The sequence below is a fragment of the Vibrio sp. TRT 29B02 genome (assembly GCF_050113655.1).
Taxonomy (GTDB): domain Bacteria; phylum Pseudomonadota; class Gammaproteobacteria; order Enterobacterales; family Vibrionaceae; genus Vibrio.
Genome location: NZ_JBNJOJ010000014.1, coordinates 88,537 through 112,710 on the forward strand (window position 1 = coordinate 88,537; position 24,174 = coordinate 112,710).

Genomic DNA, 24,174 nt, shown 5'->3' on the forward strand with positions numbered 1-24,174 from the left:
TCATCAATGCAAGCCGAAGATGAGTCGACAAATAAATTGAGATCTCAAGCAGTTAGTTCATTACCAATAAAAAGATCTTACTTTTAGAATTAACACGGGCACTGATTCAAGATCCGTAAGAGATAGACACTGTCCATCCCCCCATATTTTTGAGCGACTTTTTAAAGGAAAAACCATGTCTGGAATGCGCACCCTTGGCGAGTTCATTGTTGAAAAGCAAGCGGACTTCCCCCACGCTAGCGGTGATCTATCATCCCTACTCTCTTCTATTCGTCTTGCGGCCAAAATTGTTAACCGAGAAATTAACGCAGCTGGCCTAGGTGATATTACTGGTGCTGTTGGCACTGCGAATGTTCAAGGCGAAGACCAGCAAAAGCTAGATGTTTATGCTAACGACAAATTTAAAGCCGCTCTTGAAGCTCGAGATCAAGTGTGCGGTGTCGCGAGTGAAGAAGAAGATGAAGCGGTAGCGTTTAATAAAGAACTCAACAAAAATGCTAAGTACGTTGTTTTGATGGACCCACTAGATGGTTCTTCCAACATCGACGTTAACGTTTCTGTTGGTACTATCTTCTCAATCTACCGTCGTGTGTCCCCTATCGGCACACCACCGACAGAAGAAGATTTCCTTCAACCAGGCCACAAACAAGTTGCTGCAGGTTATGTTATCTATGGTTCTTCAACCATGTTGGTATACACAACAGGTAACGGGGTTAATGGCTTTACCTACGATCCATCGCTAGGTACGTTCTGCCTTTCTCACGAGAATATGATGATCCCACAAGATGGCAGCATCTACTCGATTAACGAAGGTAACTACATTCGTTTCCCTCTTGGCGTGAAGAAATACATCAAGTACTGTCAGGAAAACGCCCCAAGTGAACATCGCCCATATACTTCACGTTATATCGGCTCACTCGTTGCTGACTTCCACCGTAACTTACTCAAGGGCGGTATCTACCTTTACCCAAGTACGCAAAGCCACCCAAACGGTAAACTTCGTCTATTGTACGAGTGCAACCCTATGGCTTATATCATTGAACAAGCGGGCGGTGTTGCCTCTGACGGTGTAAACCGAATCATGGACATCAAACCTACCGAGCTTCACCAGCGCGTCCCTTTCTTTGTCGGGTCGAAAAACATGGTGAAAAAGGTCGAAGAGTTTTTAGAGCTTAATCGCGAAGAAAACTAACCTTTGCACACAAAAGAGCCGACAGTTGTCGGCTCTTTTTCTAGGTTAGAACATCGACCCCGCAGTGGAGTTTCGACCTGACATATAATCTTGACTAAAGAAGGGATCGAGCTGATCGCAAACACCGTGATAAGGTCTTCCTCGCACGCCCAACATATAAGCATTCTGCCCGCAGTAATTAAGACGCCCTTGTTGATAACCTTTGGTGTAGGCGTCATAAAGTGCCTGATTAAAAAAGCTGCCGCTATCTAGCTTGGCAAGTTGCTTCTCAGATTGCTGTATATAACCCTTGTCTCCGCGAGAGAGTCCATAATTGAACCAATCACTCTCTACGCTACTGAGTGGGGTCGGTTGAGAAGCGCATCCCGCCAGCAACAACAACCCCAGTGTTAACATGTATCTCATGCTCTCCTCCTTTACCTTTAGTGGGCAGTTTCCTCGCTACTTGATATAGACTGGAGCAAATTACTACACTTTCTGGCACCAGTCTCCTGAGGCGATTAATACATCTAACTGGCTAATATCTTGATAGATATAGACCCAAGCAAGACCAAATGTTGTCTCTATCTGCTCCCGTCGATAAATGACCGGAACATCTTCGATGGAGTCCAACTGCTCAAGAGTGTGCTCATCTATTAGATAGACCTCGCCGAAAATCGCACTCTGTCCATCTGATACGGCTGGATACGAACCAAGATCATACAAACTGTAAATAGGAGGGGTCGTATGCTTGCCAAGATATTGAGAGTCCTCTAATAGATAATGGTTTCTCTCACCCTGACGTAAGGTTCCATAGACAAAAACGAGATGTTGCATCGCCTTCCTTCGCTCTTAGTTGAATTCAAACTGATACAGTACATCCACTGCACTATCTACACCGGAAATTGCTTCTAAGTAGAGATCCTGCATTAATCGATATCGCACAGTAAACTCACCCACTGAATCAAAAATACCGACGCCATATTTCACCTGTAGCCCAGGTAAAATATAGCCGCTCACCGTTACCTGCGAGTCATCGCCAGAGCCTGCTGTATCAAGTTGGAGATCTTGTACACCAAACGCTTGTCCGATCTCACCAACAACACGGCCACTCTTGGCCAAGCTCAATCCAATCAAAGTGGTGGTCATGGCATTCCCCCCGGCCTCACCATCAATATCCTGCCCTCTGAGCAAATAGGATAGTGCATTTGCCTGTGGCATCGCTGGATCAGAGAAGATGGTCACTGTCGGCTCGCTGGCTGGTCCTGTCACCTTAACACCTGCCGTCACATCATCTTGCGTGTTGTCCGGATTTCGAATAGCAGAAATCTGCACATACGGTTGATCAACAGGACCATTCATTAAGATCTTACCTTCATTGATAATCAGATCCTGACCAAATGAACGGTACGAACCATTAGTGATGTTAACTTCACCCGTTACAAATGGTCCTTTGTCTTTTTGTGCAACATTGAGCTTACCAACCAAACCACCTTCAAGACCAAATGCAGACAACTTAAAATCATCGCCAATCTTAATATTGATATTGGTTTCTAGTGCAAATGGGACTTTACTTTCCGATTCAATCGGCTCTAGATCATCGTTCAGTAAAACCTGATCTTTGGACACTCCGACCGCACTTGGCGGCAACTCTTCAACCACAATTCGTCCCCAAGGTAATGCGATGTCTCCATCTACTCGGACGACCTTTGGCGAAGCAGAAATGGTCATATCCGGTTGCACTTTGATCTTCACCATTGGCGGAACGTTAACCAATAACTCCTCTGCAAAGACTCGAATGTTGGAGTTCCAATCTTTCAGATCATTCCAATCCGCGTCACCGGAAACTTCTAGGTTCCCATCTGGGGTATGGATGGTCGCGGCCAATGAAGCGTCATAACCCGCAAAATTAATAGCTACACGTCCTGAATCAACTTCGACCGGTGAGATGTCCCCTTGAAGCAAGATATCATCGACAACAAACTGACCATTCACCTTGGGATGTAACGCTGGACCGCTAATCTGTAGATCCGTACTTAGATTGGATTCTAACTTACTGTACTCACCAATTATCGGCGCCAAGAAATCTAGGTTAAATGTGCTCAATTTAAAGCGACCATCTAACTGCTTATCTTTCTCTAAAACGTTAGGAATCGTAACGTTACCTGAGATATCACCATTGTTGCTAACGTCCAACATCCAGTCTGCTTCGAGCTTATTGTCGACTAAGTTAGCATTCAGGTTAACACTCTCCCAACCGATCTGAACTGGCTGTTCGAGTTGTTGCGTTACCTGTCCCTGAGTTAAATCGACGGAAGCTTTGAGCTGCGGAGCACTATCCGGAGCCCATTTAGCCCACACATTTGCATTGGCGGCACCTTTGATGAGCGTTTCTTTGGGCAGCAAAGCCTTGATCTGTTCAAAGTTGAAGCTTGTCAGGCTCAACGCTGCTTCGCCGCTTTGACCGACCTTAATATCCTTATCGAGACACAAGCTAGAATCCGCCTGAAGCCAACAATGAGCAGCGACTGCGACTTGCTGCGTCGCCATCTCAAAGCCCAGTTTGGTGGCTTGGTTTAGACGCCATTCACCCTGTTGTGAAGAGATATTCATACGCTCTAGGGTGCCGTTCCATACAAAATCAGGCTTATCCACCAGAACACCATTGAGCGCAAAACTGGTTGAGGCAATATTCGAAATAACATCAAGCTGCAACTGATGCTGCTGTTGTGTGCCCAAAAAATTCATGCTGACATTGTCAACTCGATAGTCTTGATATTTAGCTTGAGTGACTTTCAACGCTAATTGACCACTCGGAGTGGGAAGTGGTGTTACACTGCCTTTGAGCTCCATCTTTGCTACTTGAGCTTGCTTTTGCCAATCAACAGCTGAAACGTTTAACGCAAGGCCAACTTTCGGCTCTTTCAACACACCACGCAATGAGACATTTCCCACGGCTTTACCCTGCAAATCGGGAACGGTTTTGATCAAATCAGGAAAGTTTATCGCCAGATCAAGACGCCATTCTTTATCCAATTCACCTTTTGCTTTAATGCTATTCGGACCATGTGACAATACGAGTCCGGTAGTGCGCAAACTTAACTCACCGTTGCCCTTGCTATCTTTAGCGCTCAGCGCTCCTTCGATATTGAGAGGGTAATCGCGCAAGATACCGTCAATGTCGAGCTTAGGTACTTCAATCGTCCAGCCACCTTGTTCAGTAAGTGCACCTGTTGTTGAAATAACACCACTTATATCACCTTCCGCTTCAGACCATTGCAGTCCAGGTTGTATATGAGAGAGAGATAAGTTAGCGGCCCAGTTCACAGGAGCGCTCCAATCAGCCATTATGTCGCCAGACACGGAGCCTCCGAGTGTATCGACATCGATTTTACTCAGATTAACATGAGACAAATCCCCCTCACCTTGCAATGACACCCCAACATCAGGAACATCTTTACCTTTTACATCGGTGACAAGAGAGAGTTGGTATCCATCTAATGAACCTTTAGCCTTTAACTCGTCGAGAGAAACAAAGTAATCACCTTTCCCAGTCAGCGGCCATTGTGCTTTAGCTTTTAGCAATGAGATATCAAAAGGAACATTCGGTTCTAACGGCTGTAATTGAGCAGATAACTGAGCTTGAGCCAAACCCGTTAAGTTCGCTGCTAATCCTAAATCCGCGACACTACCTGACACTTTTAAATCTATCTTTTGTCCCGCAGCAATTTCTTCTTTAATGGTTGCATCTAGTGCAAGCGACAACGGATAGTCACCGCTCAATTGAATGTCTGTTTTTAATTGCGCCTCAACTTGAGGCATGTCGAGTTCTAAAGTATCGATAACGACCTGTGAACCTTTCGCTTTGGCGGCAAGGCCAAGGTGGTTGACAATAATCGGCGTCTCTTGATCAAGCTTGAAGTTTTCAACATCGAGACGTACGAGTTCAACCTGAAGCGGCAATTTCACTTGTGGTAGAGTGATCGCTTGTGCCTCTTCCGTCGTCGGAGATGCTGGCGACTCTTGGGGATTCTTACTTTCTTCATCTGAGCTTGGGGCAAGCTTGACTAATGGGTCGAGAAACTTGGTCTTGTTAATGCGTAAGCGATTACCCTGAAAAGAAGCGCTCGACGTAAATAAACGCCAAGAGATCTGGTTTCCAAGCACATCGAGATTAATATCTTCAAGCTTAAGCCAACTCACTTTTATTGGAACTGGTGACGTAATGTTTGTTGTTGCCGTTTCTGGCGCAGTTTCTGTCTCGGGAGTTGAAGGAGGCAACTGCGGCATAGAAAAATTCAGACCTTTAATGGCTAACTCATCGATACACACTCTCGGTTCAGTGAGACACGTTGGCGTTACGGCCAAAGTAAGCGAAGTAATCTTTGTGTCTACTTGCAAGTCGTCATCTTTGAATACGACGCCATGTAACGTAAAGCGAGGGAATAGCGCTCCCTGAGTCGAAGAAACCGTTAGCTGAGGAACAAATTTCTCAGCCCCCCAAAGAGCAAGATTCAATCCGGTATTGGTAAAAAGTAATCCACCCAATGCCAGTAAAATCATTACCATTAATGCGGCAAAAATCAGTGATATCCATTTTGACCACTTAATTACAACATGGGTCATAGTTCAGGTCCTAAGGTAAAGTGGATCCCGAATTCATCGCCTTTTGCCGCGTCTAAGCCCCAGGCAAAATCGAGTCTAATTGGTCCGACGGGTGAAGCCCAACGAATACCAACCCCCGTTCCTCGTTTTAGATCCGGCGTGTCATTAAATGCGTCACCTACATCATAGAAGACGGCTCCCCACCAGTTACCATAAACTCGGTATTGATACTCCAGTGAGCTGGTCGCTAAATACTTAGCACCTGTCAAAGCGCCACTGGTATCTTTTGGCGAGATAGATTCGTAGCCATAACCACGTAAATTGTTGTCACCACCAGCAAAGAAACGTAGAGATGGCGATAGTTTCTCAAACTCTTCAGCAAAGTTAGCACCACCATCAATACGGAAAATGCCTCGGTGGTTTTCACCTACACCACGAATCCATGTCATCGCGCCCAGCAAACGCGTCACTCGCGTCTCTGACAACATGCTAGGGTCACCATACTCAACGGTTAAGCTCTGTCGGTCACCCCACATTGGCATAGCCCCACCTCGAATTCGACTACGTGAAAAGGAGATACCAGGTAAAAGGAACTGCGCATTGTCATCTTGTAAGCCCTGTTCATAGTTCTCCAGTAGATATCTTATGTAGAGCGTTCTATGCCAGCCATTATCCAACACCCAGTGTCTCTCCAAAGCAAGATTGGATTCCAGACTTTTGGTGTCACGGCTATCAAGGTTTTTCATACCATATTGAATTCGGTAGTACTCTTTCAATACGTCGTCTAACGGAATGCGATAACCGGCGGTGATCGTCTGCTCAGGCGCAGAAAGAGAAAAACTACTGTCAAAGCTATGACCTCGGCTGTTTACCCAGGGTTTCTTCCATTTTAATGATCCACGGACACCCACATCCGTCGAATAGCCAAGACCCGTTTCAAGCTGGTTTCTCGCCTGAGGCGCGAGAGAGACTTTCATTGGCAGTTCTCTTGCCTCGCCTAATTGAGTCAAGTCTGGTTCCACAAATACTGACGAAAACCAGTCGGTATTGGACAGGTTTTGATTGTACTCGCCCACCTTAGCCACCAAGTAAGGTTCTCCCTGCTTGTACGGTGAAATTGACTCAACGCGATCATCTTCAATTTGGCTTCCAGTAATGCTATTCGCGCCAAAATGGTAGCGAATACCACTATTAAACTCGAGTCGGATAAACGCCTGATTTAGGCTAGGGGCAACTTCGAGACGGCTCTGCGTAAACTCGCCTTCGAAATACCCTCTCTGCAAGGCAAGGTTACGAATCGAACTTTTGAGTGAGTCATAATGATTGTGTTGCAGAGCACTCCCCTGCTGCAAACCACTTTTCTCAATCAAGGCTTGGAACTCAGGATCATTCTCTGCTTCACCTGTTATATGGATATCCAACTGCGCTATGGTCGTTACTGGGCCAGGATCAATATTAACGGTCACCAGTTTTTGATCATCAGAGACTTTAAAATCGTAACTAGGATGGTAGTAACCCAGTGCATTTAGTGATTCAGTGAAGTTGCGCTCTAAACGTGCTTTAAACCTAAGGCTGACTTCATAGTCTTGTTTAGGAATCGAAGATAGATAAGCTTCTACATTGTCCAATAGTACACCATCGACACCATTGATCTTGAGATCAACTTCATTTGCCCACACTGGAAACGTGAGTGAAGCTAGGGTGATTAGGACTGGTAAAGGTTTGATGATCATGCTTAATTATCTATCTCCATAACGTTAGGCAATAATAACGCCTGAAAAAAAATAAGTCTGTATGAAAACAGTCAACTAGGCGGTCTATCTCATAATACACAGCAAGGAAACTCACGATGCTCAACAAACAAACTATGATTACCGCGCAAGAAGCGCTGCCAGGCAGAAACACACCACTCATCATCGACGATAGTCATTTCGTCAATCAATCCAGTTTGACCGCTGAACCTCCACAAGGTTGCGAACAAGTTCTATTTGGTATGGGCTGTTTTTGGGGAGCTGAACGACTTTTTTGGCAACTCGATGGCGTGGTCAGCACATCGGTCGGCTATTCTGGTGGTTTCACACCGAATCCAACTTATCAAGAAGTATGTAGTGGTCAGACAGGACATACTGAAGTCGTTCGTGTTGTCTTTGATACTCAAGTGATCTCTTTTGAACAACTGTTGCATGCTTTTTGGGAAAAACACAATCCTACTCAAGGTAGGCGTCAAGGTAATGACCTCGGCACTCAATACCGATCTGCTATTTATGTATATAGTGACGAACAGTATCAAACCGCCAGTGCTTCCAAACAGGCTTACCAAGCTCTACTGGGTGACGATGTGCAATCGATCACCACTGAGATTCTGCCCGCGGGTAAGTACTATTACGCAGAGAACTACCACCAGCAATATCTGGCTAAAAATCCCAACGGCTACTGTGGTTTGGGTGGTACTGGAGTCTGTTTCCCTCCCCAGTAAGAACAAAAGCAAAAAGTCGCCACAAGGGCGACTTTTTAATATCTTGAAATCAGTAACTTACCTGTGCGCACTACACAGATAGTGCCGCAATGGCCTGATTGATCTCTTTGTAGGTCATAAGTTTTCGAGAGTCTTTCACGTCTGGTAATAAAACTTTGCCATTATCAAATTTAAATTTCCCCACACCTGAGATTACAAATTGCCCTTTAAACAAAGTTTTAACAAATCGTGCAACTTGATGTGGACGATAGGTAGTAAATTCACGCAACATAGCACCCCCTATTCCTACTAAACACAAGAGAAACCTTGATTTTGTTCCATTCCTTAGAACCTGTGTGGATTATACCTAATTTGGCATTAATAGACAGTATTTTGTTAACAAAATAATCACATTTCATCACACTTCAGCACAATTCTCTACCCAAGCAAAATTTTCGGTATATACTTTTTCTCGCACAATCAAAAGGAATAACATAATGAAAAATAAAACCCTTCTTACTCTAGCAATTGCATGCTCTCCAGCCTTGGCTTTTGCACACAACATCGCCTTGGGTCAAGCCGTCCCAACGGTTGAGGTGAAAAGCTACGGCGAAATCATTCTTCAAGGGGATGATACTGCGTTTCAGACATGGTCAACGCAGGATATGACCGGTAAAGTTCGTGTCATCCAAGCGATTGCTGGGCGTAGCAGTTCAAAAGAACTCAATGCGCCTTTAATGGCAGCGATCACAGCAGCGAAGTTCCCTCAGCAAAGCTACCAAACGACATCTATCATCAACCAAGATGATGCTATCTGGGGAACAGGATCGTTTGTTAAATCATCAGCGGAAGACAGCAAAAAAGAATTTCCATGGTCATCAATGGTTCTAGACGAAGAGGGAGCCGTTGCAAGTCATTGGGATTTAGCTAAAGAGTCATCGGCGATCATTGTTCAAGACAAACAAGGCAAAGTGCTATTTGTAAAAGAAGGTGCGCTCAATGAATCTGAGATTGAGCAAGTCTTGAAGCTAGTCAAAGAAAACATCTAGCAATTGAGCAGTTAGGTTTCACCTTTTGAATGGAGTTGTTATAGTATAACAATTCCATTTTTTGTTTGTTCTCGCCGTGTTGATATCTCGCCCAGTTTCAGTTCGTTCAATGGCGGTTGCTCTGTTAGCAGCTGCGCTGTTGCTATGGCTCAACTTTGCCTATATCGAGCACCAGTACGAACTTTCGTCAACTCACCATAGTGAACATCACTGCCAACTTTTTGCCAGTGGATTACATGGAGCGAGTCCGGCACCTCTCAATCTCCTTGCTGCCCCACTAAACTTGCGACCAGACGTTACCCTAACGACTCGTGTCCAGGAAGTGGTGTTTTATGCCTATCAACCGCGCTCTCCGCCTCTTTCTTGATTATATTTAAAACAACTACTTAAACATTATTCCCTTTATTGACCACAGTTACTTTATTAAATATTTTCAGGAATCAAAATGAACAAGATTACTCCTCTTGCGTTGGGTGTTGCCCTGGCTACTAGCTCTCTGGCATATGCAGAAGAAGGTTTCCGCCAGCACGGTGCCCATGTCCATGGTCAGGTTGAATTCAATATTGCTCAAGATGGCAATGAGCTACTTGTAGAGATAACAGCCCCAGGTGCAGATGTGGTTGGTTTTGAACACGCACCTACAAATGACGCAGAAAAGCAGCAGCTAAAAGACGCTGTAGCCAAACTGAGCCATGCTGATCATGTCTTCACCCTAACCTCTGAAGCTGGTTGTAAAGTCGAGCACCAATCTGTTACTCACACTTTAGGCGCAGATAAACATGATCATGATGAGCACCATGACCACGACAAACACGATCATGAAGAGCATCATGACCATGACAAACACGATCATGAAGAACATCATGACCACGATAAACACGACCATGACAAGCACGATCATGATGAGCATCATGACCACGACAATCACGATCATGAATCAGGTGGCCATGGTGAGTTCACCGTTGAGTATCATTACCAGTGTGACAATGTTTCTGCTATCAGCAACATCGAAACATCTTGGTTCTCTCAGTTCCCTAGCACTGAATCAATCAAAGTGAACCTGTTAACTGACACCAAACAAGCTGCAATGGAGCTTAAACCGGGTCAGAAAACTATTTCATTCTAATGCTAAAGTGGCCTAGCTCTGTTGGGCCACTTACCTCTTGATTGGAAACCAGAATGGATAACCTTAGTCATCAGCCTGTCGTCGAACTCAATCAAGTCGAGTTCATCTGGCCAGGCAACCGAGCCGCGACAATAAGTATTCCCTCACTAACGATTAAGCGTGGCGAACACCTTTTTATTAAAGGCCCTAGTGGCTGTGGAAAGTCGACCCTATTGGGGCTACTGACTGGCATCAACTGTGCTACCTCTGGTCAGATCCGCGTGTTGGGGAAAGACCTTTCAGCGCTATCAGGTAGCCAACGCGATAAGTTTCGTGCTGACAATATTGGCTATATTTTTCAACAATTTAATCTATTGCCATACTTAAGCGTGATTGAAAACGTCATGCTGCCATGTCAGTTTTCTTCCTCACGTCGCCAGCAAGTTGAAGGTGACATCATCTTGCACGCCCAAGCGTTGTTGAAAAAACTTCGCTTACCAGAGAGCCTAATGAACAAACCCGTGGTCGAACTCAGCATCGGTCAGCAGCAACGCGTAGCCGCAGCAAGAGCCTTAATCGGTAAACCGGAAGTGATTATTGCCGATGAACCGACCTCTTCACTTGATTACAACAATCGCACTGCTTTTATCGAACTGCTTTTAGAGCAAGTCAATCAAGCAGGTTCTACCCTTCTGTTTGTCAGCCATGATCCGACACTGGAGCCCCTGTTCGACAGAACCATCGATCTAGAACAAATTAATCAGGCAGGAGGGAAGTCATGACACCAACCGTTAGCCTTGCGTGGAAAAGTGTTCGAAACCGCAAAGTCACTGCGATACTGTCTATCCTGACCGTAGCAATTTCGGTCATTCTCTTACTCGGTGTTGAACGTATTCGAACAGAAGCCAAAAGCAGTTTCGCCAACACGATTTCAGGAACAGATTTGATTGTTGGAGGCCGTTCCGGACAGGTCAATCTACTGCTTTATTCTGTTTTTCGCATAGGCAATGCCACTAATAATATTGATTGGAAGAGTTTTCAGGAGTTTAGCCAGCACCGCTCGGTCGCATGGACAATCCCAATCTCACTTGGCGATTCTCATAAAGGATTCCGAGTCTTAGGTACCAATCATGACTATTTCTCTTACTACCAATATGGAAAGAAACAGAACCTCTCGTTTCAATACGGACAAGAGTTTAATGGATTATTTGAAGCCGTTATTGGGTCAGAGGTCGCTCGCTCCCTCAACTACACAATAGGCAGTGAAATGGTCATCGCACACGGGATCAGCGATGTGGCATTCAGCCGCCACGATAAATTACCATTTAAAGTTGTAGGCATCTTGGCGCCAACAGGAACGCCCGTAGACAAAACCATTCATGTTTCTCTACAAGCCATTGAAGCCATTCACGTTGGCTGGGAAAGCGGTGCTAATTTAGGCAACAATCCGACCGCTGAACAGTTAAACGCTATGGATTTCCAACCCAAACAGATCACCGCAATGCTGATCGGTCTGAAATCAAAAATTCAAACTTTCGCTCTTCAGAGGCAAATTAACACCTACGGCAAAGAACCATTAAGTGCCATCCTACCTGGAGTCGCATTACATGAACTTTGGGGTATGATGTCCGTAGCGGAGCAGGCATTGATGGCCGTTTCCGTGTTCGTCGTTATAGCAGGACTACTGGGTATGCTTTCAAGCTTACTCACCAGCTTGCAAGAAAGACGACGTGAAATGGCAATCTTAAGAGCGATGGGCGCTCGACCTAGACATGTGTTTAGTCTGTTAATTCTTGAGGCCAGTGTCCTGACATTCATCGGCTTAGTCATCGGAATCATCGGGCTCTATGCGGCACTTGCTTTCGCTGCGCCTCTCGTTCAGCAACACTATGGCATCAATCTACAGATATTAGCCCTCTCATCACATGAACTGACGTTGCTGGGAGCGGTACAACTTGCGGGAACCCTAGTCGGATTTATTCCCGCACTAAGAGCTTATAAACAATCGCTTAGCGATGGTATGACGATTAGAGTGTAACAATGAAGAAGATAACGATTTTATTTCTAACGCTGATCACCGTGGCGTTATCAAGCATAACTGCTCATGCAGAAGATACTCTGACTCTCGACTGGATTGACCTGATTCCGGAGAGTGAGCGCAACCAGTTTGACGCATATGGCATGCCCGCCATCGACCACGACGGTGATGTAATGAAACAGTCAAAGGTTGGCACGGTTCGACAAGAGCTAAACGGCAGTATGGTTAAAATCCCGGGCTTTGTCATTCCACTGGAAGGGGATGAAAACATGGTGACGGAGTTTCTACTCGTCCCGTACTTCGGGGCATGTATTCACGTACCACCACCACCACCAAATCAAATCATCTATGTGAAATTCCCTAAAGGCGCACCCGTTCAACAACTGTGGGATGTTATCTACGTGATTGGGACACTAAAAACAGAAACCATTAGCCATGAGTTGGCAGAAACAGGATATGTCATACAAGGCACCGAGATCGCCGAGTACGATGATATGTAAGTGTTAAAAAATTCGCAGCCTGTTAATTGCCTTTAATTAGGCCAAATAGCTAGACAAATAACCTAGCACCGCTAGGTAAACTAGTAATAAAAGGGCAATTGACAGATGCTTCTTCAGTTTATCTTCATTGAAATACTTCATAAGCTCCTCAAAACTAACGATAACAATTTTAACAACTTGTTATCATTTATGGTAGCGATATTTTTATAAAGTGGCTCACAGTCTTTTTCTGGCGAGCAAAGCCGTTCCGAGGTACATTTAATACTTAACTTTAAGCATATGATGGCTAAGGAAATAGCATGTCTGAGAGCAATAAGCCCGTTGTCATAGAGCATCAAGCTGAGCACACTCAACGCCAAGAAAAGAAATCCAGCTACATCAAAGACAGCGCGAGCCGTGTGCTCAATATCGCCCAGCGTTATGGCTTAGATGCGTTACTTCAGGCTGAGACTCCAGAAAAAAGCACGCTGGAGCGAGCCTTGATTCGCGAAAGGAAACGCAAAGAACTTAGACAGAAAAACCTAGAGCAGATCCTGAAACTGGCACATATCTCATGTAAAGATGAAACAGCCGGAGATCCCGACCAAGACTGGCTCTACCGCTTCTTCGATATGGCACAAGAAGTTCACAACCACTCTATGCAACGCTTATGGGCTCAAGTACTCAAACGCGAGGTCACGAATCCGGGCTCAACCTCGATGAAAGCGCTGAAAGTACTCCAAGACATGACGCCAAAAGAAGCACAGATTCTACAGCGATCCGCTTCATTGGCCTGTAGTTTTGGCGGGGATAACAGCCGAAAGTTATTGGTCGGCTACCGTGCCCAAGGGGGAATATTCAGTTTTGGTAAACGCAATACCACCAGCAATATTAACGTTGGCAATTACCAACTCCCATACTCCAGTCTGTTGGTGCTGTTTGAACTAGGGCTCATGCATGGTACAGAATTGGAATCAGGGGAAATTGAACTCGAGTCACCTCTTCCACTCAACTACCAAGGCAAACAACTCTCTTTACAGGCTCATAGCAAAGGGGTTCGACTACTCTATTACCGTTTTACGCCTACTGGAAACGAACTCTGTAAGCTACTCGGAAACAAGCCTAACATGCAGTACTACGATCAGGTCGTCGCGTTACTGAGTCAGAAATTTACCGCCAGCACAGAGATACAGCCGACAGTGGATACAACGGTATAGCGAAAAGCAAAAAGGGTTGACACACAGTGTCAACCCTTTTTCTTTAAATTCAGACAGTTAAGCTTAAACATTAGCCAACACCGCCTGCAACTTTCGACTCGCTCACCACAAGAACTTATTAAAGGACGAAGCCCGTTCTAAAATCTCGTACGATCTCGAAGCGAAGCGTTCTCGCTCTACGCTTTGTAAGCCTTAAACGCATTGATTAGACCGTTAGTCGAGCTATCGTGCGACGTGATTTCAGAATCATCTGCAAGCTCAGGCAGGATTTGGTTCGCGAGTTGTTTACCTAGCTCAACACCCCACTGATCGAAACTAAAGATGTTCCAGATAACGCCTTGTACGAAGATTTTATGTTCGTACATCGCAATCAGGTTACCTAGGGTACGTGGTGTGATTTTCTTAACTAGGATTGAGTTCGTTGGGCGATTACCTTCAAACACTTTAAATGGTGCTAGCGTAGCCGCTTCCTCTTCACTCTTACCTGCTTTTGCAAATTCAGCTTTTACCGTCTCTTCAGATTTACCGAACGCTAACGCTTCAGTTTGGGCGAAGAAGTTAGACATTAGTTTCTGGTGATGGTCGCCCGCTGGGTTGTGGCTGATTGCCGGAGCAATGAAGTCACAAGGGATCAGCTTAGTCCCTTGGTGAATCAACTGATAGAACGCGTGTTGACCGTTAGTACCTGGTTCACCCCAAATGATTGGGCCTGTTTGGTAAGTCACTGCATTACCATCACGGTCAACGTATTTACCGTTAGACTCCATGTTACCTTGCTGGAAGTAAGCAGCAAAACGGTGCATGTATTGGTCATATGGAAGAATCGCTTCAGACTCTGCTCCGTGGAAGTTGTTGTACCACAGGCCAATCAGCGCAAGAATCACAGGAATATTGCTTTCAAGTTCCATTGACGAGAAATGGTTGTCCATCTCGTGAGCACCATCAAGTAACTCAACAAAGTTGTCATAGCCCACTGCAAGAGCAATAGACAGACCGATTGCAGACCATAGTGAGTAACGACCGCCAACCCAATCCCAGAATTCGAACATGTTGTCCGTATCGATACCAAACTCAGATACTGCTGTTGCATTCGTAGACAGTGCTGCGAAGTGCTTAGCGACATGAGCTTGATCGCCCGCAGACTCAAGGAACCAATCACGGGCTGAGTGCGCGTTAGTCATTGTTTCTTGAGTAGTAAATGTCTTAGACGCAATCAAAAATAGAGTGGTTTCAGGGTTAACCTTCTTCAATGTTTCAACGATGTGTGTGCCATCAACGTTAGAAACAAAGTGTAGATTTAGGTGGTTTTTGTATGGTGCGAGTGCTTCTGTCACCATGTAAGGACCTAGGTCAGAGCCACCGATACCGATATTAACGATATCTGTAATGGATTTACCTGTGTAACCTTTCCACTCACCACCAATAACACGCTCAGTGAAAGACTTCATTTTTTCAAGCACTGCGTTCACCGCTGGCATTACGTCTTCACCGTCGACCATAACTGGTTTGTTGCTACGGTTACGTAGAGCCGTGTGCAGCACTGCGCGATCTTCTGTTTTGTTGATCGCTTCACCACTGAACATCGCTTCGATCGCTGCTTTCAACTCAGTTTCGTTTGCTAAAGCAAATAGGTGCTTCAATGTTTCTTCGTTGATTAAGTTTTTAGAGTAATCAACGAGAATATCGCTGCCAAAACGAGCAGAGAAGTTTTCAAAACGAGCTGGGTCTTGAGCAAATAATGCTTTTAGATCCATATCTTGTGCAGATTCGAAGTGCGCTGTTAGCGCGTTCCAAGCTTGTGTTTGCGTTGGATTGATATTTTTCAACATGGTTACTATCCCGATGTTACAGTAGGTTTTATTCCATACAGCCTAGCGAAAACTGGTGGAATCCCCGATTTAGCAAATAATAATATTAGGTATGTTAGGGCAAATTGCCACAAAACAAGACTTTGTAATTTTTTTTCAGGTGCCAATTATGACGCAGGGCTTTCTCACTCACATTGAGTTAGGTCACGTTCCCTGCTTGAACTTTAAACAAACACCTTCATTGCAAGTAAGATTCTACCACTAACCTTGATTAAGCTTAACACTAGAGCAACATCAATCTGCAACAGGCCTGCTTATGTGGACACAAAAAACAATTCAAATCTCAGCGAAGAAGAGAGGATTTCATCTAGTAACCGATGAAATTGAACAACAAATACCACAACTTAAACACTATTCCGTCGGATTATTACAGTTATTTATCCAGCATACTTCCGCTAGTTTAACCATCAATGAAAACGCCGATCCAACCGTAAGACACGATATGGAGAAACACTTTAATCACTTTGTCCCTGAGCGAGCCCCTTACTACAAACATACTTACGAAGGTGATGATGATATGCCCGCACACATTAAAGCGTCGACACTCGGTTGCAGTGTGATGATTCCAATAACAAATGGGCGGTTAGCGCTAGGAACTTGGCAAGGGATCTATTTAGGCGAGCATCGTGACTATGGTGGCTCAAGAACCATTATTGCCACTATTCAAGGAAATCACGATTGACTTGGGATACGGGAAGATAAGACTCTCTGTGCGAGAGTCTTGTTATAGCTAAAAAGGTTGGTTAATCATCACGCGAAAAGTGCCTTCATCGGCTCCTTGAGCCACTTCTGCTCGTACCACGATACCTTCCACTTGAAAACGGACAGCACCGCCTAAATTCCACTTCATATCGCTATGTAAGGTCTTGGCATCGTACTCATCAGCCACACGACCAACCTCTGCAAAAACCACCCATTGCCACCAAGGCAGATCGTAATAGTTAATCAAAGGAATGCCATCTAAGGGTTGCCAATCAGGCAGCACTCGGTACTCAGCAGAATAGTGCACCGCTGAACGGCCATGATAACGGCCGCTAGTGTAACCTCGCAGACGATACAAGCCACCCAAGCGTATCTGATCTTGCTCTGGTGGTTTGACACGACTCCAGCTTGGTGTATCCGCAGTATAGAAATCAAACGCTAATACTTGCTGATCAAACCACTCACCGAGCGGGCCTAACGCATAATATTGGCTATTCTGAAACTCCCACTTAGTCCAAATATCTTCGCTCTGCCAGCGGTCAGCACCAGCAGTAATATCCAATGAGGTATGTGAGCCTTTAGTGGGGTTTCTGACGCTATCACGGTTGTCCCAATCAAAACTAAACTTGAAACCACTGGCTTTGTCAGCCTGGCTGTAGATATCCAGCTCTCGTGACGAATAAAACGGAGTCAGCACCACCGAGCTCACTCCAGATTCAATCGGAGACGCAAAGCTCACCTCTCGAATCGGTTGAAACGCACCCATTAAGCCATGCCGCTTCACATTGCCCCATGGCAGCAGGTACTTAAATTCAAACTGGTAGTTTTGTTCGAAACCATTCGTAATGGTTTTTTGCCCTGTTTGTGAGTCATTACTTCCCTGCTCACCCAAGTAGTATGGGTTATCATTGAATTGAGCCTGATACATTTGAGTGCTAAAAAGAAGTTGATCCGCTAACGCGTAATTGAACGCAGACACAAAGCCAACATAGCTCTCTTTCTCTGAATAGAGCGCCATGCCAAACAAGGCGGCCTGAGGCTGACCAACACCTTTAGCGACACCTGCAACACCAAAGGTGTGACCGAGAGTTTCAGTGCTAAAGTAAAAAGGCAGGAAGGCGGAATCTTTTTCTGCACTCATTGAGTAGGCAGAAACAAAAAGACTGGCAGTCAATGCCAGTCTTAGCAATAATTTGTACGACATTAGACTACTTCGAAAATTCCATATCAACTCGTGATGTGAGTTTGGTCACCAGTTCATAGGCGATGGTACCGATATGACTTGCCACTTCTTCAGCAGGAAGATCTCGTCCCCACAATATAGCTTCATCGCCAACGAGATCGTGGGCATTTGGACCTAAATCAACCGTCAGCATGTCCATTGAAACTCGACCAGAAATAGGCACTTTTCGCCCATTAACCAAGACGGGTGTGCCATTCGGTGCGGTTCTTGGATAACCATCCCCATAGCCAATAGCAATAACACCCACTTTGGTATCTCGCTCACTGGTCCATACACCACCATAACCGACACTTTCACCCGCTTTAACATCTCGTACAGCAATTAAGTGTGATTTAAGAGTCATTACAGGTTGGTACCCCAGCTCTTGAGCGGTTTTGTCATTAAATGGAGAGACCCCATACATGATAATTCCAGGGCGAACCCAATCGAGTTGGCTATCTGGCCAAGCTAGTAAACCCGCTGATGCCGCGAGTGAACGCTCACCTTCACATCCTTCAGTCAGAGCCATGAACAATTCTGTTTGCTCATTGGTTGTTGAACGGTCAAGCTCATCAGCACAGCCAAAATGGCTCATATAACGGAGCGGTTTTGCGACGTTGTTGCACGCTTTTAGGCGAGTAACAAATTCATCATACTGCTCAGGACGCACGCCCAAACGGTGCATCCCACTATCAATTTTCAGCCAAACAACAACCGGGGTTTCTAGCTCCGCCTGCTCTAAAGCGATTAACTGCTCTTCACAATGCACAACCGTTTGAATGTTATTCGTGACTAATACCGGCAAATCACCAGATGAGTAAAAACCTTCAAGCAACAAGATGGGCTTTACTACACCACACGCACGTAATTGAAGCGCCTCTTCAATTCGCGCAACGCCAAAGGCATCAGCACCCTGTGCATTTTTCGCTATGTGGCGCAGCCCATGACCATAGCTGTTCGCTTTTACAACCGCCATGATCTTACTGTTGGGAGCCTGCAGCTTAATCTGCTGTAGGTTATGTTGAAGTGCGTCTAAATCAATATAGGCTGTCGCTGCTTTCATGTAGCTCATAGCGTTACTCATCATCCATATCAAATGCAGGGCCAGCGTAGTTGTCGAAGCGAGACCATTGACCTTGGAAGGTGAGTCTCACCGAGCCGATTGGGCCGTTACGTTGCTTACCGAGGATGATTTCCGCTGTTCCCTTCATTGAACTGTCCGGATTGTAGACTTCATCACGGTAGATAAACATGATTAAGTCGGCATCCTGCTCGATAGAGCCTGATTCACGCAGATCCGAGTTGACAGGGCGTTTGTCAGCACGTTGCTCTAGAGAACGGTTAAGCTGTGATAGCGCAACAACGGGAACGTTAAGTTCCTTAGCAAGCGCTTTAAGTGAGCGAGAAATCTCAGCGATTTCCAACGTACGGTTATCAGACAATGCAGGGACTCGCATCAACTGCAAGTAGTCGACCATGATCATAGAAAGACCACCATGATCACGAGCGATACGACGTGCACGAGAGCGCACTTCCGTTGGTGTTAGACCCGAGCTGTCATCGATGTACATATTCTTTTTCTGCATCAGAATACCCATCGTCGATGAAATACGCGCCCAATCCTCATCGTCTAGCTGACCAGTACGAATTTTTGTCTGGTCAACTCGCGATAACGACGCCAGCATACGCATCATAATCTGCTCAGCGGGCATCTCCAGTGAGAAGATAAGTACGGGCTTCTCTTGGGACATTGCAGCGTTTTCACATAAGTTCATTGCGAACGTGGTTTTACCCATCGATGGACGCGCCGCGACAATCACCAAGTCAGAACCTTGAAGACCAGCGGTTTTCTTATTGAGGTCAGTAAAGCCCGTATCAACACCCGTGACGCCATCTTGCGGAGATTTGTACAGCAGCTCGATTCGTTCTAACGTTTTCTCGAGGATACTATCAACATTCTGTGGCCCTTCGTTCTCATTGGTACGAGCCTCGGCAATCGCGAACACTTTACTTTCAGCAAGATCAAGTAAGTCTTCAGAGCTACGTCCTTGAGGATCATAGCCAGCATCCGCAATTTCGTTTGCAACCCCAATCAGATCACGCACCAAAGCGCGCTCGGCGACGATATCGGCATAAGCATTGATGTTTGCCGCACTTGGCGTATTTTTTACCAGATCAGCAAGGTAAGCAAAGCCTCCAACATCTTCAAGCTGTTCACGAAGCTCCAAGAACTCAGATAAAGTAATCAGATCGAGTGGCTTATTATCTTCTAGCGTGGCTTTCACCGCTTCAAAGATCAATCGGTGTGGACGACTATAGAAATCCTTGGCGACAACACGTTCAGCAACGGTATCCCAGCGTTCGTTATCCAGAAGAAGGCCACCAATGACAGACTGTTCAGCCTCCAATGAATGTGGAGGGACTTTTATCGCATCAACTTGTGCGTCGCTAAACTTTTTATTTCGATTATCTACTTTCGCTTCAGCCATGGGTCTGCTCAACAACTTGCTATAGACCGCTAATTATAACGAGAATGAAGCCTTTGTCTGTAGCCTTGGGTGAGTTTGTCGGGTTCTAATGTAGAATTAACTTATTGCTGACCGTAAACAGAGCAATTGAAACTACTATTGCGCCATTCTTTTCATCAATATCGAGGTAGTTCGTGTCTAAAATTTGGCTAATGAGTGCAAGTTTAATGAGCTCAATGTTTGTCTATGCCGATGACAATGGACTAAGTAAAACGGATATTGATCTTCCTTCACCATGGAATAGTGAGGTGGAATTTGGTTATCAGGCACACACTGGTAATTCTGACTCGCGCTCGCTTAATTCTCGACTCAGTGCAGAATACGTTGAAGGACGCCACCGGACGAACGGGGAATGGAAATATTACCTACTGTATAAAAATGGTGAGGAAGATAAGCGCCAGTCTAGCTATACCGCTCAAAGTGACTATAAGTTAGGCTCCAAAACCTATCTCTATGGCAGCTTTAAAGGCGTCGACTCTAGGTATAGTGCGTATTTCAAGGATTACACCCTTTCTGGTGGTCTAGGTTATCAGTTCTCTAATACTGACACCTTCGTGCTAGAGCTCGAGTTCGGTCCAGGTTTTCGCTACCAAGAACCCAATCTTGACGAAATTGATGACGATGACATCATTTTTCCTGAGACCGTCCGCGAAGGCATTTTTCGCGGTAACATTAATACCAAATGGCAAGCGCTCGACAATTTAGCGGTCTCAGCAGATATCACCACCGTTGCGGGTCACAGCAATATCCGCACAGATACAGATATTAGCGTGACAAACAACATCACTGAGGACATCGCGTTGAAGCTTTCCCACTCTCGTCAATATCACGATAAAGTTCCCGAAGGCTTAGAAAAGGCGGACAGTATTTTCTCCGTCAACTTACTGTTCATTTTCTAAACAGCCGGATTTATTTAGATATAAAAAAAGCACCTCTAAGAGGTGCTTTTAAAATACGTCTTGATACTGAATTATTCAGCAGCAACAACTTGTAGAGTAACTGTAGCGAAAACTTCAGAGTGAAGTTGAACGCTGATCTCGAACTCACCGATGTTACGTAGTGCGCCTTCAGGAAGACGAACTTCGCTCTTAGCAACTTCAACGCCAGCTGCAGTGATTGCATCAGCGATGTCGCGAGTACCGATAGAACCGAACAGTTTACCTTCGTCACCAGCTTTAGAAGCAATAACAACTGCTTCTAGTGCTTCAACTTTCTCAGCACGAGCTTGAGCAGCTGTTAGTTGCTCAGCAACTTTAGCTTCTAGTTCAGCGCGACGAGATTCGAACATTTCAACGTTGCCTTTAGTAGCCATAACTGCTTTACCCTGAGGGATAAGGAAGTTACGAGCGTAACCAGATTTAACGTTTACAGTGTCACCAAGACCACCTAGGTTACCGATTTTATCAAGTAGAATAACTTGCATTGTTTAATTCCTCTTTATAAAACGAACCGATTACTGATGCTTGTCAGTGTACGGAAGTAGAGCTAGGTAGCGTGAACGCTTGATAGCGCGAGCTAGTTGACGTTGGTATTTAGCACTTGTACCAGTGATACGGCTAGGTACGATTTTACCAGCTTCAGTGATGTAGTTTTTAAGAGTTGCTACGTCTTTGTAATCAATCTCTTGTACGCCTTCTGCTGTGAAACGGCAGAATTTACGACGACGGAAGAAACGAGCCATGGGCTATCTCCTGATCTTAAATTTGAGTAATGTTGTCGGCATGAAGCACTAATTTACCAATGCCATTTCGGCTGGTTTGGTAAGCGACAAAACCACTTACCTTAATGCTACTGCCTTGTACTAAATTCTGAGTGTCTGCTTGTGACCTTTGCCCGCTGACTACTACCGGCATACGACAATAAACTTGTCTCGGTAAGTCAGCTTCGATAACGGTAGAGCGATGCTCTAACCAAAATCGACAGTGTTCAATACCACTAGGGCTTTTAGAACGAATGGGCGGTTTGGCAATGGTGCCAGATAGCTCCATTCGATTGGTCATAAGTTGAATTACTCAGCAGCTGATTCTGGCTTGAATTCAGCACGCTCTTCGCGACGAGGAGCACGCTCTTCTTTCTGCTTAAGCATGATAGATTGCTCAGTGATCGCTGATTTAGTACGCATGATCATGTTACGTAGAACTGCATCGTTGAAACGGAAAGCAGTTTCTAGCTCATCGATTACAGCTTGGTCAGCTTCAACGTTCATTAGAACGTAGTGAGCTTTGTGAAGCTTGTTGATTGGGTAAGCCAGTTGACGACGGCCCCAGTCTTCTAGACGGTGGATAGTACCGCCAGCTTCAGTGATTGAACCAGTGTAACGCTCGATCATGCCAGCAACTTGCTCGCTTTGATCTGGGTGCACCATGAATACGATTTCGTAATGACGCATGGGTTGCTCCTTACGGATTATTCAGCTTCCACAAATGGCCCGGTCGTCCAGAGGAAGCAAGGAACTAAAGATAATTGACCGAGTTTAAGGAGCACGAATAGTACAGAAAGAAAGCAGTTTAAGCAAGAGAAATATGATAGGGATCGGCAACGAAATTCACCACACCTCAGGAGTGACATTTCGCTACCGAAAAGGTCGAGTTAGAGTCTAGTCATCTTCATCAACATATTGAGCTTGCAGGTAATTCTGAATACCCGACATATCAATTAGACCTAATTGAGTTTCCAGCCAGTCGACATGTTCTTCTTCATCTTCAAGAATATCTTGGAATAGATCTCTAGAAACATAGTCATGGACATCTTCTGCGTAGGCGATAGCGTTTTTAAGGTCTGGAATCGCGGCCATCTCAAGTTTGAGGTCGCATTCAAGCATTTCCTTAGTATCTTCACCGATCATAAGCTTGCCTAAATCCTGAAGGTTAGGCAGACCTTCTAAAAATAGAATGCGCTCTATCAGATGATCTGCATGTTTCATTTCATCGATAGATTCGTGGTATTCCTTTTCCGCGAGATGTTTGAGTCCCCAGTCTTTATACATACGAGCGTGGAGAAAATACTGATTGATCGCTATGAGCTCGTTACCGAGAACTTTGTTGAGATGCTGGATAATGATTGGATCGCCTTTCATGACATAAGCCCTCCTCTTTGGCTCTTTTAAATGTAGAACCAAATGGCAAACTGTCAAAAAAGCCTCAGCGATAGCTTAGCTGGCTTGTTTGAGTTGTAGGTATTCTGTTTCTGCTAGGATTTCTTTGGCTGGTTTGATGCACTTACCGCATTGCGAACCCAGCGCCGTACATTTTTTTATCCCCTTGATATCAGTGATCCCTTCATCAATGGCTAACTGTCTAATTTTCTTGTCCGAAACACCATGACAAAGACAAACATACATATCTAAACTTTCCAGTACCGTTAACAGAAGATAAATATAAACAAGAATTGTTATCGTTACCAGTTGTATTGGCACAATAATAAGATCATTTCGTTATAACGCTGGTACCACTCAAGCAACAATTCAAAGCGTTACAGATGAGCCACTAAGCCAAACATCAAACGTAAAATCTTTCCTGAATTCTATCAATAGATTAGAAACAGAGCCGAGAGATATTGGCTTATAACCAAAACAGAAAAAGGGAAGCCTAAGCTTCCCTTTCTCAGATGTGCGTTCTTCAAAAATGAAGAAGTGTGCAAATCTTCAGATAATTCTATAAGAATTAAGCGAAGATCTTAGCAACAACACCAGCACCAACTGTACGGCCACCTTCGCGGATCGCGAAACGTAGACCT

Annotated in this window: 26 protein-coding genes and 1 pseudogene; 11 read left to right on the forward strand and 16 right to left on the reverse strand. The window is 45.1% G+C overall.

The features are described 5' to 3' along the window. The first annotated feature begins 175 nt into the window (after nt 1-175). Nucleotides 176-1,192 (forward strand): class 1 fructose-bisphosphatase, encoded by a 1,017-nt coding sequence (gene fbp / locus ACQEXT_RS10680; protein WP_138973855.1) that lies wholly within the window; start codon nt 176-178, stop codon nt 1,190-1,192. Nucleotides 1,193-1,237: 45 nt separating this feature from the next. On the opposite strand, the gene ACQEXT_RS10685 is transcribed toward fbp, so the two are convergent. The 4 genes from ACQEXT_RS10685 to tamA form a co-directional block, all read right to left on the reverse strand. Further along, entirely contained in the window at nt 1,238-1,597 is a 360-nt protein-coding gene (locus ACQEXT_RS10685) for a DUF2799 domain-containing protein (protein ID WP_426951996.1), read from the reverse strand. A 63-nt stretch (nt 1,598-1,660) separates the two neighbouring features. Next, the gene (locus ACQEXT_RS10690; RefSeq protein ID WP_426951998.1) at nt 1,661-2,008 is read right to left on the reverse strand and encodes a gamma-glutamylcyclotransferase family protein; all 348 of its coding nucleotides are present in this window, start codon (nt 2,006-2,008) and stop codon (nt 1,661-1,663) included. 15 nt (nt 2,009-2,023) lie between these two features. Further along, the gene (gene tamB / locus ACQEXT_RS10695) at nt 2,024-5,797 is read right to left on the reverse strand and encodes an autotransporter assembly complex protein TamB (protein WP_426952000.1); all 3,774 of its coding nucleotides are present in this window, start codon (nt 5,795-5,797) and stop codon (nt 2,024-2,026) included. Then, nucleotides 5,794-7,509: an autotransporter assembly complex protein TamA gene (tamA, locus tag ACQEXT_RS10700; RefSeq protein WP_426952001.1), complete on the reverse strand. Its 1,716-nt coding sequence runs from the start codon at nt 7,507-7,509 to the stop codon at nt 5,794-5,796. The genes tamB and tamA overlap by 4 nt, the downstream gene beginning before the upstream one ends. A gap of 116 nt (nt 7,510-7,625) precedes the next feature. Here tamA and msrA point away from each other — a divergent pair, with 116 nt between their 5' ends. Further along, entirely contained in the window at nt 7,626-8,252 is a 627-nt protein-coding gene (gene msrA / locus ACQEXT_RS10705) for a peptide-methionine (S)-S-oxide reductase MsrA (protein WP_426952003.1), read from the forward strand. 70 nt (nt 8,253-8,322) lie between these two features. Here the strand turns inward: msrA and ACQEXT_RS10710 are convergent, their stop codons facing one another. Beyond that, on the reverse strand, nt 8,323-8,523 hold the full coding sequence (locus ACQEXT_RS10710; RefSeq protein ID WP_138971602.1) for a DUF1107 family protein: 201 nt from the start codon (nt 8,521-8,523) through the stop codon (nt 8,323-8,325). 205 nt (nt 8,524-8,728) lie between these two features. Between ACQEXT_RS10710 and ACQEXT_RS10715 the strand changes: the two genes are divergently transcribed. The 7 genes from ACQEXT_RS10715 to ACQEXT_RS10745 all read left to right on the forward strand — a co-directional run bounded on the left by ACQEXT_RS10715 (nt 8,729) and on the right by ACQEXT_RS10745 (nt 14,119). Beyond that, a complete protein-coding gene (locus tag ACQEXT_RS10715; RefSeq protein ID WP_138971603.1) occupies nt 8,729-9,280 on the forward strand; it encodes a YtfJ family protein in 552 nt (183 codons plus the stop codon). A gap of 76 nt (nt 9,281-9,356) precedes the next feature. Beyond that, nucleotides 9,357-9,647, forward strand: coding sequence for a DUF2607 family protein (locus tag ACQEXT_RS10720; RefSeq protein ID WP_138971604.1), 291 nt, complete (start codon nt 9,357-9,359; stop codon nt 9,645-9,647). A 78-nt stretch (nt 9,648-9,725) separates the two neighbouring features. Next, nucleotides 9,726-10,406, forward strand: coding sequence for a zinc uptake protein ZrgA (zrgA, locus tag ACQEXT_RS10725; protein WP_426952005.1), 681 nt, complete (start codon nt 9,726-9,728; stop codon nt 10,404-10,406). Nucleotides 10,407-10,459: 53 nt separating this feature from the next. Then, entirely contained in the window at nt 10,460-11,167 is a 708-nt protein-coding gene (locus ACQEXT_RS10730) for an ABC transporter ATP-binding protein (RefSeq protein WP_426952007.1), read from the forward strand. Further along, the gene (locus ACQEXT_RS10735; protein ID WP_331417689.1) at nt 11,164-12,423 is read left to right on the forward strand and encodes an ABC transporter permease; all 1,260 of its coding nucleotides are present in this window, start codon (nt 11,164-11,166) and stop codon (nt 12,421-12,423) included. The genes ACQEXT_RS10730 and ACQEXT_RS10735 overlap by 4 nt, the downstream gene beginning before the upstream one ends. Nucleotides 12,424-12,425: 2 nt before the next feature. Continuing rightward, a complete protein-coding gene (locus ACQEXT_RS10740) occupies nt 12,426-12,923 on the forward strand; it encodes a DUF3299 domain-containing protein (RefSeq protein WP_331417688.1) in 498 nt (165 codons plus the stop codon). Nucleotides 12,924-13,222: 299 nt separating this feature from the next. Continuing rightward, a complete protein-coding gene (locus ACQEXT_RS10745) occupies nt 13,223-14,119 on the forward strand; it encodes a TIGR03899 family protein (protein WP_426952009.1) in 897 nt (298 codons plus the stop codon). 176 nt (nt 14,120-14,295) lie between these two features. Here the strand turns inward: ACQEXT_RS10745 and pgi are convergent, their stop codons facing one another. Further along, entirely contained in the window at nt 14,296-15,948 is a 1,653-nt protein-coding gene (pgi, locus tag ACQEXT_RS10750) for a glucose-6-phosphate isomerase (protein ID WP_138971611.1), read from the reverse strand. Nucleotides 15,949-16,243: 295 nt separating this feature from the next. Here pgi and ACQEXT_RS10755 point away from each other — a divergent pair, with 295 nt between their 5' ends. Beyond that, nucleotides 16,244-16,669, forward strand: coding sequence for a secondary thiamine-phosphate synthase enzyme YjbQ (locus ACQEXT_RS10755; RefSeq protein ID WP_426952011.1), 426 nt, complete (start codon nt 16,244-16,246; stop codon nt 16,667-16,669). Between the two features lie 48 nt (nt 16,670-16,717). On the opposite strand, the gene ACQEXT_RS10760 is transcribed toward ACQEXT_RS10755, so the two are convergent. Genes ACQEXT_RS10760 through ACQEXT_RS10770 form a run of 3 tightly spaced genes read right to left on the reverse strand, consistent with a single transcriptional unit; the run spans nt 16,718 to nt 20,400 of the window. Beyond that, the gene (locus ACQEXT_RS10760; protein ID WP_426952013.1) at nt 16,718-17,893 is read right to left on the reverse strand and encodes a BamA/TamA family outer membrane protein; all 1,176 of its coding nucleotides are present in this window, start codon (nt 17,891-17,893) and stop codon (nt 16,718-16,720) included. A gap of 4 nt (nt 17,894-17,897) precedes the next feature. Beyond that, nucleotides 17,898-18,974, reverse strand: coding sequence for an alanine racemase (gene alr / locus ACQEXT_RS10765; RefSeq protein ID WP_269378002.1), 1,077 nt, complete (start codon nt 18,972-18,974; stop codon nt 17,898-17,900). A 13-nt stretch (nt 18,975-18,987) separates the two neighbouring features. Further along, nucleotides 18,988-20,400: a replicative DNA helicase gene (locus tag ACQEXT_RS10770; RefSeq protein WP_138971614.1), complete on the reverse strand. Its 1,413-nt coding sequence runs from the start codon at nt 20,398-20,400 to the stop codon at nt 18,988-18,990. 173 nt (nt 20,401-20,573) lie between these two features. Here ACQEXT_RS10770 and ACQEXT_RS10775 point away from each other — a divergent pair, with 173 nt between their 5' ends. Further along, nucleotides 20,574-21,338, forward strand: coding sequence for a DUF481 domain-containing protein (locus ACQEXT_RS10775; RefSeq protein ID WP_171052164.1), 765 nt, complete (start codon nt 20,574-20,576; stop codon nt 21,336-21,338). Nucleotides 21,339-21,409: 71 nt separating this feature from the next. Here ACQEXT_RS10775 and rplI read toward each other — a convergent pair whose 3' ends face one another. The 7 genes and pseudogenes from rplI to ACQEXT_RS10810 form a co-directional block, all read right to left on the reverse strand. Then, the gene (gene rplI / locus ACQEXT_RS10780) at nt 21,410-21,862 is read right to left on the reverse strand and encodes a 50S ribosomal protein L9 (protein WP_138971615.1); all 453 of its coding nucleotides are present in this window, start codon (nt 21,860-21,862) and stop codon (nt 21,410-21,412) included. Nucleotides 21,863-21,892: 30 nt separating this feature from the next. Next, complete coding sequence (gene rpsR / locus ACQEXT_RS10785; protein WP_000090472.1) at nt 21,893-22,120, reverse strand: 30S ribosomal protein S18; 228 nt, start codon at nt 22,118-22,120, stop codon at nt 21,893-21,895. Between the two features lie 16 nt (nt 22,121-22,136). Next, nucleotides 22,137-22,439, reverse strand: a complete 303-nt coding sequence (gene priB, locus ACQEXT_RS10790) for a primosomal replication protein N (protein ID WP_426952015.1) — start codon at nt 22,437-22,439, stop codon at nt 22,137-22,139. An 8-nt stretch (nt 22,440-22,447) separates the two neighbouring features. After that, nucleotides 22,448-22,828 (reverse strand): 30S ribosomal protein S6, encoded by a 381-nt coding sequence (gene rpsF, locus ACQEXT_RS10795; protein WP_426952016.1) that lies wholly within the window; start codon nt 22,826-22,828, stop codon nt 22,448-22,450. A gap of 207 nt (nt 22,829-23,035) precedes the next feature. Further along, the gene (gene bfr, locus ACQEXT_RS10800) at nt 23,036-23,515 is read right to left on the reverse strand and encodes a bacterioferritin (RefSeq protein ID WP_138971617.1); all 480 of its coding nucleotides are present in this window, start codon (nt 23,513-23,515) and stop codon (nt 23,036-23,038) included. A gap of 75 nt (nt 23,516-23,590) precedes the next feature. After that, the gene (locus ACQEXT_RS10805) at nt 23,591-23,779 is read right to left on the reverse strand and encodes a bacterioferritin-associated ferredoxin (protein ID WP_269377905.1); all 189 of its coding nucleotides are present in this window, start codon (nt 23,777-23,779) and stop codon (nt 23,591-23,593) included. 322 nt (nt 23,780-24,101) lie between these two features. Then, a pseudogene (locus ACQEXT_RS10810) lies at nt 24,102-24,174 on the reverse strand (elongation factor Tu); the annotation flags it as partial.

Excerpts from the sequence above, each read along its gene's own strand:
- fbp (WP_138973855.1), top strand. The coding sequence starts at position 176 with ATGTCTGGAATGCGCACCCTTGGCGAGTTCATTGTTGAAAAGCAAGCG.
- ACQEXT_RS10685 (WP_426951996.1), bottom strand. The coding sequence starts at position 1,597 with ATGAGATACATGTTAACACTGGGGTTGTTGTTGCTGGCGGGATGCGCT.
- ACQEXT_RS10690 (WP_426951998.1), bottom strand. The coding sequence starts at position 2,008 with ATGCAACATCTCGTTTTTGTCTATGGAACCTTACGTCAGGGTGAGAGA.
- tamB (WP_426952000.1), bottom strand. The coding sequence starts at position 5,797 with ATGACCCATGTTGTAATTAAGTGGTCAAAATGGATATCACTGATTTTT.
- tamA (WP_426952001.1), bottom strand. The coding sequence starts at position 7,509 with ATGATCATCAAACCTTTACCAGTCCTAATCACCCTAGCTTCACTCACG.
- msrA (WP_426952003.1), top strand. The coding sequence starts at position 7,626 with ATGCTCAACAAACAAACTATGATTACCGCGCAAGAAGCGCTGCCAGGC.
- ACQEXT_RS10710 (WP_138971602.1), bottom strand. The coding sequence starts at position 8,523 with ATGTTGCGTGAATTTACTACCTATCGTCCACATCAAGTTGCACGATTT.
- ACQEXT_RS10715 (WP_138971603.1), top strand. The coding sequence starts at position 8,729 with ATGAAAAATAAAACCCTTCTTACTCTAGCAATTGCATGCTCTCCAGCC.
- zrgA (WP_426952005.1), top strand. The coding sequence starts at position 9,726 with ATGAACAAGATTACTCCTCTTGCGTTGGGTGTTGCCCTGGCTACTAGC.
- ACQEXT_RS10730 (WP_426952007.1), top strand. The coding sequence starts at position 10,460 with ATGGATAACCTTAGTCATCAGCCTGTCGTCGAACTCAATCAAGTCGAG.
- ACQEXT_RS10735 (WP_331417689.1), top strand. The coding sequence starts at position 11,164 with ATGACACCAACCGTTAGCCTTGCGTGGAAAAGTGTTCGAAACCGCAAA.
- ACQEXT_RS10740 (WP_331417688.1), top strand. The coding sequence starts at position 12,426 with ATGAAGAAGATAACGATTTTATTTCTAACGCTGATCACCGTGGCGTTA.
- ACQEXT_RS10745 (WP_426952009.1), top strand. The coding sequence starts at position 13,223 with ATGTCTGAGAGCAATAAGCCCGTTGTCATAGAGCATCAAGCTGAGCAC.
- pgi (WP_138971611.1), bottom strand. The coding sequence starts at position 15,948 with ATGTTGAAAAATATCAATCCAACGCAAACACAAGCTTGGAACGCGCTA.
- ACQEXT_RS10755 (WP_426952011.1), top strand. The coding sequence starts at position 16,244 with ATGTGGACACAAAAAACAATTCAAATCTCAGCGAAGAAGAGAGGATTT.
- ACQEXT_RS10760 (WP_426952013.1), bottom strand. The coding sequence starts at position 17,893 with ATGTCGTACAAATTATTGCTAAGACTGGCATTGACTGCCAGTCTTTTT.
- alr (WP_269378002.1), bottom strand. The coding sequence starts at position 18,974 with ATGAAAGCAGCGACAGCCTATATTGATTTAGACGCACTTCAACATAAC.
- ACQEXT_RS10770 (WP_138971614.1), bottom strand. The coding sequence starts at position 20,400 with ATGGCTGAAGCGAAAGTAGATAATCGAAATAAAAAGTTTAGCGACGCA.
- rplI (WP_138971615.1), bottom strand. The coding sequence starts at position 21,862 with ATGCAAGTTATTCTACTTGATAAAATCGGTAACCTAGGTGGTCTTGGT.
- rpsR (WP_000090472.1), bottom strand. The coding sequence starts at position 22,120 with ATGGCTCGTTTCTTCCGTCGTCGTAAATTCTGCCGTTTCACAGCAGAA.
- priB (WP_426952015.1), bottom strand. The coding sequence starts at position 22,439 with ATGACCAATCGAATGGAGCTATCTGGCACCATTGCCAAACCGCCCATT.
- rpsF (WP_426952016.1), bottom strand. The coding sequence starts at position 22,828 with ATGCGTCATTACGAAATCGTATTCATGGTGCACCCAGATCAAAGCGAG.
- bfr (WP_138971617.1), bottom strand. The coding sequence starts at position 23,515 with ATGAAAGGCGATCCAATCATTATCCAGCATCTCAACAAAGTTCTCGGT.
- ACQEXT_RS10805 (WP_269377905.1), bottom strand. The coding sequence starts at position 23,779 with ATGTATGTTTGTCTTTGTCATGGTGTTTCGGACAAGAAAATTAGACAG.